7 protein-coding genes are annotated in these 6,505 nt (G+C 63.6%); all 7 read left to right on the top strand.

All coding sequences use genetic code 11. The features are described from left to right. Positions 1-513, top strand: a 513-nt coding sequence (locus JWR89_RS24610; RefSeq protein ID WP_299720817.1) for an HNH endonuclease, incomplete at its 5' end; no start/stop codon positions are given. A 296-nt stretch (positions 514-809) separates the two neighbouring features. After that, entirely contained in the window at positions 810-2,033 is a 1,224-nt protein-coding gene (locus JWR89_RS24605) for an ABC transporter substrate-binding protein (RefSeq protein WP_299720816.1), read from the top strand. A gap of 165 nt (positions 2,034-2,198) precedes the next feature. Then, on the top strand, positions 2,199-3,053 hold the full coding sequence (locus tag JWR89_RS24600) for a branched-chain amino acid ABC transporter permease (protein WP_299720815.1): 855 nt from the start codon (positions 2,199-2,201) through the stop codon (positions 3,051-3,053). A gap of 1 nt (position 3,054) precedes the next feature. After that, the gene (locus JWR89_RS24595) at positions 3,055-3,984 is read left to right on the top strand and encodes a branched-chain amino acid ABC transporter permease (RefSeq protein ID WP_299720814.1); all 930 of its coding nucleotides are present in this window, start codon (positions 3,055-3,057) and stop codon (positions 3,982-3,984) included. Further along, complete coding sequence (locus tag JWR89_RS24590; protein WP_299720813.1) at positions 3,981-4,724, top strand: ABC transporter ATP-binding protein; 744 nt, start codon at positions 3,981-3,983, stop codon at positions 4,722-4,724. The genes JWR89_RS24595 and JWR89_RS24590 overlap by 4 nt, the downstream gene beginning before the upstream one ends. Beyond that, complete coding sequence (locus tag JWR89_RS24585) at positions 4,711-5,418, top strand: ABC transporter ATP-binding protein (protein ID WP_299720812.1); 708 nt, start codon at positions 4,711-4,713, stop codon at positions 5,416-5,418. Before JWR89_RS24590 ends, JWR89_RS24585 begins: the two co-directional genes overlap by 14 nt. 114 nt (positions 5,419-5,532) lie before the next feature. After that, positions 5,533-6,504, top strand: a complete 972-nt coding sequence (locus JWR89_RS24580; protein WP_299720811.1) for a S1C family serine protease — start codon at positions 5,533-5,535, stop codon at positions 6,502-6,504. Position 6,505: the final 1 nt, after the last annotated feature.

Below are 6,505 nucleotides of genomic sequence, written 5' to 3'. Positions count from 1 at the left end.
AATGCGGACTTCCGGCCGCTGAGCTATTACCCACTGTCACTGTGGTCGTGGCAGGATGCGATCAAGGCGGTGTTCCTCGACCGCGTCAATATCGTTGAGCACTACGATCACGCCGTGCACAGCCCGTCGTTCGAGATTCAGCTCCCCAGCGTGGTGTCGCTGAAATCCTTCGTCAAGCCGACTACGCACCCGGCCTTTACCCGCTTCAACGTGTTCCTGCGCGACCGCTTCTCGTGCCAGTATTGCGGCGCCCACGACGACCTCACCTTCGACCACATCGTGCCGCGCTCCAAGGGCGGCCAGACCACCTGGGAGAACGTCGTCGCCGCCTGCTCGCCCTGCAATCTGCGCAAGGGCAACATGACCACGCAGCAGGCCCGGATGTTCCCGCGCCAGACCGCCTTCGCCCCGACCGTCCACCAGCTACACCGCAACGGCAGGCTGTTTCCGCCAAACTATCTGCACGATAGCTGGCTGGATTATCTGTACTGGGATACGGAACTGGATCCGTAGAAGGGGCCGCCCGCGGGCTCGGCGACCTGCTCGCGACAGAATTCGATCCTGAGCGAATGTCCCGGCAGATGGCCGCAGTGGTCCGCACTGGCTCGCTACACATTAAGATATAAATTAGACGAGGCCAGGTCGGCCCGCACCGCAACATGCCCGCCATTCAAGCATGCTGCACCGCCCGCTGCGGCGAAGTGTAGTAAGCGATTCAATCCTCCTTGACTCGCCGTCGCCGAGCTAGGCAGTCTGGCGCCACGAAAAACGCATCGGACAACGATCCAGATGCATCAGGGAGAAACGTCATGGACTCATTTCTGAGGCCGCTCGCGGCTGGGAGTATGATGCTTGCCGGCGCTTTGGCCTTCACAGCGCCCGCCACTGCCCAGCAGGCCCCCATCAAGATCGGCGTGCCCACTTCGGTCCAGTTGCAGGTCGGCCGCGACACCCAGAACGCCGCCAAGCTCGCCGCCGAGGAGATCAACGCCAAGGGCGGCGTGCTTGGCCGCAAGCTCGAGATCGTGGTCGCCGACGAGACCGAAAACCCTGAACAGGGCATCGCCGCCATCAAGAAGCTGACCGCCGACGACAAGGTCAACGTGCTGATCGGCGGTTACACGTCAGGCGTTACGCTGGCGCAGCTACCGCATATTTCCAGCGCCAAGACGATCTACATCGGTGTCGGCGCGGCATCGCCCGCCATTACCGCGAAGGTGAAATCCGACTACGACAACTACAAATACATCTTTCGCGCCTTTCCAATCAATGCCGCGCACCAGGCCCGTGCACTGGTGGATTTCATCAATGGCAAGCTGAAGGGCGAAATGAAGTTGTCTAAGATCGCCATCGTCGGCGAGAACGCCAAATGGGTGCAGGACCTCGTCCCGATCTTGAAGAAGGGCGCTACCGACGGCGGCACCGAGGTGAAGCTGGCGGAATTCTTCGACACCTCGACCTCGGACTTCTCGCCGTTGTTCGCCAAGGTCAAAGACAGCGGCGCGCAATACCTGATCGTGGTGCTGTCACACGCCTCGTCGGACATCTTCGTCAAGCAGTGGCATGACGCGCAGGTGCCGATCCCGATCGGCGGCATCGATGTCAAGAGTCAGGATGCCGACTTCTTCACCCGCGTCAGCGGCAAAGCGAACGCCGAGACCGTCGGCATGTTCGCGATCCGCGCGCCGCTGACACCGAAGACGATTCCGTTCTGGGACGAGTTCGTGAAGCGCTTCGGCACCGCCCCCGTCTACACCGGCATCGGCGCCTACGATTCGGTCTACATCTACGCCGACGCGGTGAAGCGTGCCAATTCGATCGAGCCTGACGCGGTGATCAAGGAGTTGGAGAAGACCGACCATGTCGGCATCGCCGGAAAGCTGGTGTTCGACGAAGTGCACGACGTGAAGACCGGGCCGGGCCTGCAGAACCTGCTGTTTGTGCAGTGGCAGAAGAACGGCGAGCGCGTCGTGGTGTGGCCGAAGGAAGCCGCCACCGGCCCGATGATCGCCCCGCCCTGGATGAGCAACTAGCTGGCACACCCGTCAGGACTGAGACCCAACAGCCGTCATTGCGAGGAGCGAAGCGACGCGGCAATCCAGAAGCAATAAGCGAAGACTGGATTGCTTCGTCGCCAAGAGGCTCCTCGCAATGACGGGGAGTAAGCCGCGCGTGCCGTCACTCAACAGCGGGACCTCATGCTTCAGATATTGATCTACGGCGCGGTCTCCAGCGCGATCTATGCGATGCTGGCCGTGGGTTTCACGCTTATCTTCGGGGTCGCCCGCATCCTCAACTTGGCCCATGGCTCGTTCTATGCGCTTGGCGCCTACGCCGCCTATGTGCTGACTTCACTGTTCAAGGTGCCGCTGTTTCTCGCCGCACCATTGGCGGTGCTGCTGGTGGCCGGATTCGGCGTGGTGATGGAGCGGTTTCTGGTGCGGCCGCTGCGGTCGTCACAGCTCGCGGTGCTGATGATCACGCTGGCGGTGTCGCTGGCGGTGGAACAGGCGTTGTTCATCACCTTTGGCTCTGAGTACCGCAACGTGCCGTCCTTTGTCGCGGACAAGCTGTCGATCGGCGGCGTCGATATCAGCGGCCAGCGGCTGCTGGCCTTGGTCGCCGGCGTGCTGGTGCTGCTGACACTGTGGCTGTTCATCCAGCGCACCCGGCTCGGCGCCGCCATTCTTGCGGTGTCGCAGGATCCGGAGGCGGCGCAATACATGGGCATCCCGACCAACCGCATCTTTTCCATCGTGATGGCGATTTCGGCCGGCACCGCGGCGCTGGCTGGCGTGCTGGTGTCGCCGTTCCTCACGGTGCAGCCGACCATGGGACTGCTGCCGATGGTCAAGGCCTTCGCCATCGTCATCGTCGGCGGGCTCGGCTCGATCCCCGGCAGCATCATCGCCTCACTGATCCTCGGCTATTCCGAGACCATCGTCGCCTACCTGATCTCGTCCTCCTGGACCGAACTGGTGTCGCTGGTCGCCGTGGTGGTCACGCTGATGATCCGGCCATCCGGAATCCTCGGCCGACGGGCGGCGTTCTGACATGCGCAGCATCTCGGGGATCGATATCGCCGGCGGCATCGTCGTCATCACCATCCTGGCACTGGCGCCGATGCTGGCGGCCAGCAACTACCTCACCGGCGTGCTTACGGTCTGCGCCATCTACGGCATCTGGGCTTCGAGCTGGGACTTCATGTCCGGCCTCACCGGTCGCGAGAACTTCGGCCACTCGCTGTTTATCGGCGCCGGTGCCTATACCGCGGGCTTCCTCGCCACCATCTGGTCGACCAATCCGTGGCTCAGCCTGCCCATGGCAGTCGGCATCGCCATCGCCTTCAGCCTGCTGGTGGGCTTTCCCACGCTGCGACTGCGCGGCCCGTATTTCGCGCTCGCGATGCTATCGGCCTCGGCGATCCTGCAGCGGCTATGCCTGATTTTCTGGGAATATACCGGCGGCGAGGAAGGGCTGTACGGCCTCGACCCGCTGATCAAGAACCCACTGCATTACTACTGGTTCGTGCTCGGCGTGCTGGCGATCACCGTGGTAATCCTCACACTGCTGGCGCAGTCGCATTGGGGCCTGCTGCTACGCGCTATCCGCGGCGACGAGGCGACCTGCCAGGCCGCCGGCATCAACGTCACCTTCTACAAGATCGCGTCGCTGATGATATCGGCGGGCTTCGCCGGGCTCGGCGGCGCGCTGTATGCACATTACCAGTTGCAGGTATCGCCGCCTTTGTTCTCGGTGGTGGTCTCGATTACGGTCATCATCATGGTCTATGTCGGCGGCATCGGCTCGATCTATGGGGCGGCCATCGCCGCGATCCTGCTGACGCTACTCACCGAGATGCTGCGCGGCTTCGGCGAATACCGACTGTGGATCTACACGCTGACCCTGATGCTGATCCTGTTCTTCTTGCCAAACGGGCTGATCGCGCCGCTGTGGCGCCGGCTGACGGAGCGGCTACGATGACCGTGCTGCTCGAAGTCGATGGCGTTACCAAGCGCTTCGGCGGCCTCACCGCCGTGAAGAGCGCAAGTTTCACGCTGCAGAAGGGTGAGCTGACGGGCATCCTCGGCCCTAACGGCGCCGGCAAGACCACGCTGTTCAACATCCTCACCGGCTTCATGGCGCCGACCACCGGCAGTATCGCGTTCAATGGCGAGCCGCTGCGCCAGCTGGCGCCTTACAAAATCGTCAACCGCGGCATGGCGCGTACTTTCCAGCTCACGCGGCCGTTCGTCGGCATGAACCTCTTGGAAAACGTGCTGGTCGCCTGTCTGTCGCCGCGGGCGCATGGCGACAAGGACAAGGAAGAACGCGCGCGGCACCTGCTCGACCAGGTCGGTCTCGGCGGCCGCGGCAGCGAACCCGTGGAAACGCTGCCCTATGGCGATCTACGCCGGCTAGAGATTGCGCGTGCGCTGGCGACCCGGCCGGACCTGCTGCTGCTCGACGAACCGTTCGCCGGGCTCGGCAGCAGCGAGATCGAACCGCTGGCGCAATTGATCCGCCGGCTGCACCGCGAGGAGAACCTGACGATCCTGCTGATCGAGCACAAGCTGCGCGAATTCATGGCACTGGTGTCGCGCGTCATCGCGATGAATTTCGGCGAGATCATCGCGGTCGGGCCGCCCGATGAGATCGTCCGCAACCCAAAAGTGATCGAGGCCTATATCGGCAAGACGGAGGCCGACCATGCCTCTGCTTGAAATTGCCGATCTCAAGGTCAGCTACGGCAAGGCGCTGGCCATCGAATCCGTGTCGATCAAGGTGGAGAAGGGCGAACTGGTCGGCGTGCTCGGACCGAACGGCGCCGGCAAGACCACGCTGCTGAAGGCGATCTCGCGCTCCATCGCCTCTTCCGGCACGCTGGAATTCAAGGGCCAGTCGCTGCATACGGTCGAGCCCTACAACCTGGTGGCGCGCGGCATCTGCCACTGTCCGGAAGGCAGAAAGCTGTTCTCGGAGCTTTCCGTGCTGAAGAACCTGCAACTCGGCGCCTATCTGCGCAAGAACAAGTCCGAAATCGACTCCGACCTGGAGCGCGTGTTTACGCTGTTTCCGGTGCTGCGCGAGCGGCAGTGGCAGCAGTCCAGCACGCTTTCCGGCGGCGAGCAGCAGATGGTGGCGATCGGCCGCGCGCTGATGGGCCGGCCGGAATTGCTGCTGCTCGACGAACCCTCCGTCGGCATCGCGCCCCGGCTGAAAGGGCTGATCTTCGATTCGATCCAGCAAATCCGCCGCGACGGCACCGCCATCTTGATCGTCGAGCAGGATGCCACCTCGACCTTGCGGATCGCCGACCGCGTCTACGTGCTGGAGCACGGCCGCACCATCCGCGAAGGACAATCCGCGGAGCTGGCTGGCGACGAATATATTCGTCAGGTCTACCTCGGCGTGTAGCGTTCCACAGTCGGTTTATGGCCAGCACGGGCCCGCGACCCGCCGCTATGGACTTCCGCAGCTACGAACGGTTCATATATGCAGGCCGGGCACTGATCAAAAGGAGACCCCTGCATGCCGTCATTGACCGAATGGAAGGTGCCCGCTTCGGTGCAGCCGCGCGCGGAGGATTATGGCTTCGACCTCGAGAGCGCGCTCGAAGCCGTGGTCGGGCTGCACTGCATCATCCCGGAAGACGCGTTTACGGCGCAAACGCTGGGCACCGAGCGCGCCGGCAACGGCGTGCTGATCGGCGATCGCCTGGTGCTGACGATCGGCTATCTGATCACCGAGGCCGAAACCATCTGGTTGCATCTCGGCGACGGCCGCGTGGTGCCGGGCCACGCGCTCGGCATCGATCAGGAGACGGGTTTCGGCCTGGTGCAGGCGCTCGGCGACGTCGATATCGCGCCATTGCCGCTGGGGAGCTCCGACGCCGCCAAGATCGGTGACAGTGTGGTGATCGGCGGCGTCGGCGGGCGCACCCGCTCGGTGGCCGGCAAGATCGCCGCCACCCAGGAATTCGCTGGCTACTGGGAATATCTGCTGGACGAGGCGATCTTCACCCATCCCGCGCACCCGAACTGGGGCGGCGCGGCGCTGATCAACGCCCACGGGGAGTTGATCGGCATCGGCTCGTTGCAGATCGAGCGCGACCACGGCGGCAAGAGCGAGCACCTCAACATGGTGGTGCCGATCGATTTGCTTAAGCCCATCCTGGACGATCTCCGTCAGTTTGGCCGCGTCAACAAGCCGCCACGGCCATGGCTCGGACTCTACGCGGCCGAGGTCGAGGACAAGGTCGTGGTGGTGGGCCTCGCCGCCAGGGGACCGGCGGCGCGCGCCGAGTTGAAGACCGGCGACGTCATCCTGGCGGTGAACGGCGAGGACGTGTCGGACTCCGCGGAATTCTACCGCGCGCTATGGGCGCTCGGCCCGGCAGGCGTCGATGTGCCGCTGACGCTGTACCGCGGCGGCGACACTTTTGACGTCGAGCTGGTGTCCACCGATCGGGCCAGGCTGCTGAAGGCGCCGCGGCTGCACTGAT

This window comes from Tardiphaga sp., from assembly GCF_028290785.1.
In the GTDB taxonomy this organism is placed as follows: domain Bacteria; phylum Pseudomonadota; class Alphaproteobacteria; order Rhizobiales; family Xanthobacteraceae; genus Tardiphaga.
This window is presented reverse-complemented; position numbering and strand designations above follow the sequence as displayed.

Excerpts from the sequence above, each read along its gene's own strand:
- JWR89_RS24595 (WP_299720814.1), top strand. The coding sequence starts at position 3,055 with ATGCGCAGCATCTCGGGGATCGATATCGCCGGCGGCATCGTCGTCATC.
- JWR89_RS24580 (WP_299720811.1), top strand. The coding sequence starts at position 5,533 with ATGCCGTCATTGACCGAATGGAAGGTGCCCGCTTCGGTGCAGCCGCGC.
- JWR89_RS24600 (WP_299720815.1), top strand. The coding sequence starts at position 2,199 with ATGCTTCAGATATTGATCTACGGCGCGGTCTCCAGCGCGATCTATGCG.
- JWR89_RS24605 (WP_299720816.1), top strand. The coding sequence starts at position 810 with ATGGACTCATTTCTGAGGCCGCTCGCGGCTGGGAGTATGATGCTTGCC.
- JWR89_RS24590 (WP_299720813.1), top strand. The coding sequence starts at position 3,981 with ATGACCGTGCTGCTCGAAGTCGATGGCGTTACCAAGCGCTTCGGCGGC.
- JWR89_RS24585 (WP_299720812.1), top strand. The coding sequence starts at position 4,711 with ATGCCTCTGCTTGAAATTGCCGATCTCAAGGTCAGCTACGGCAAGGCG.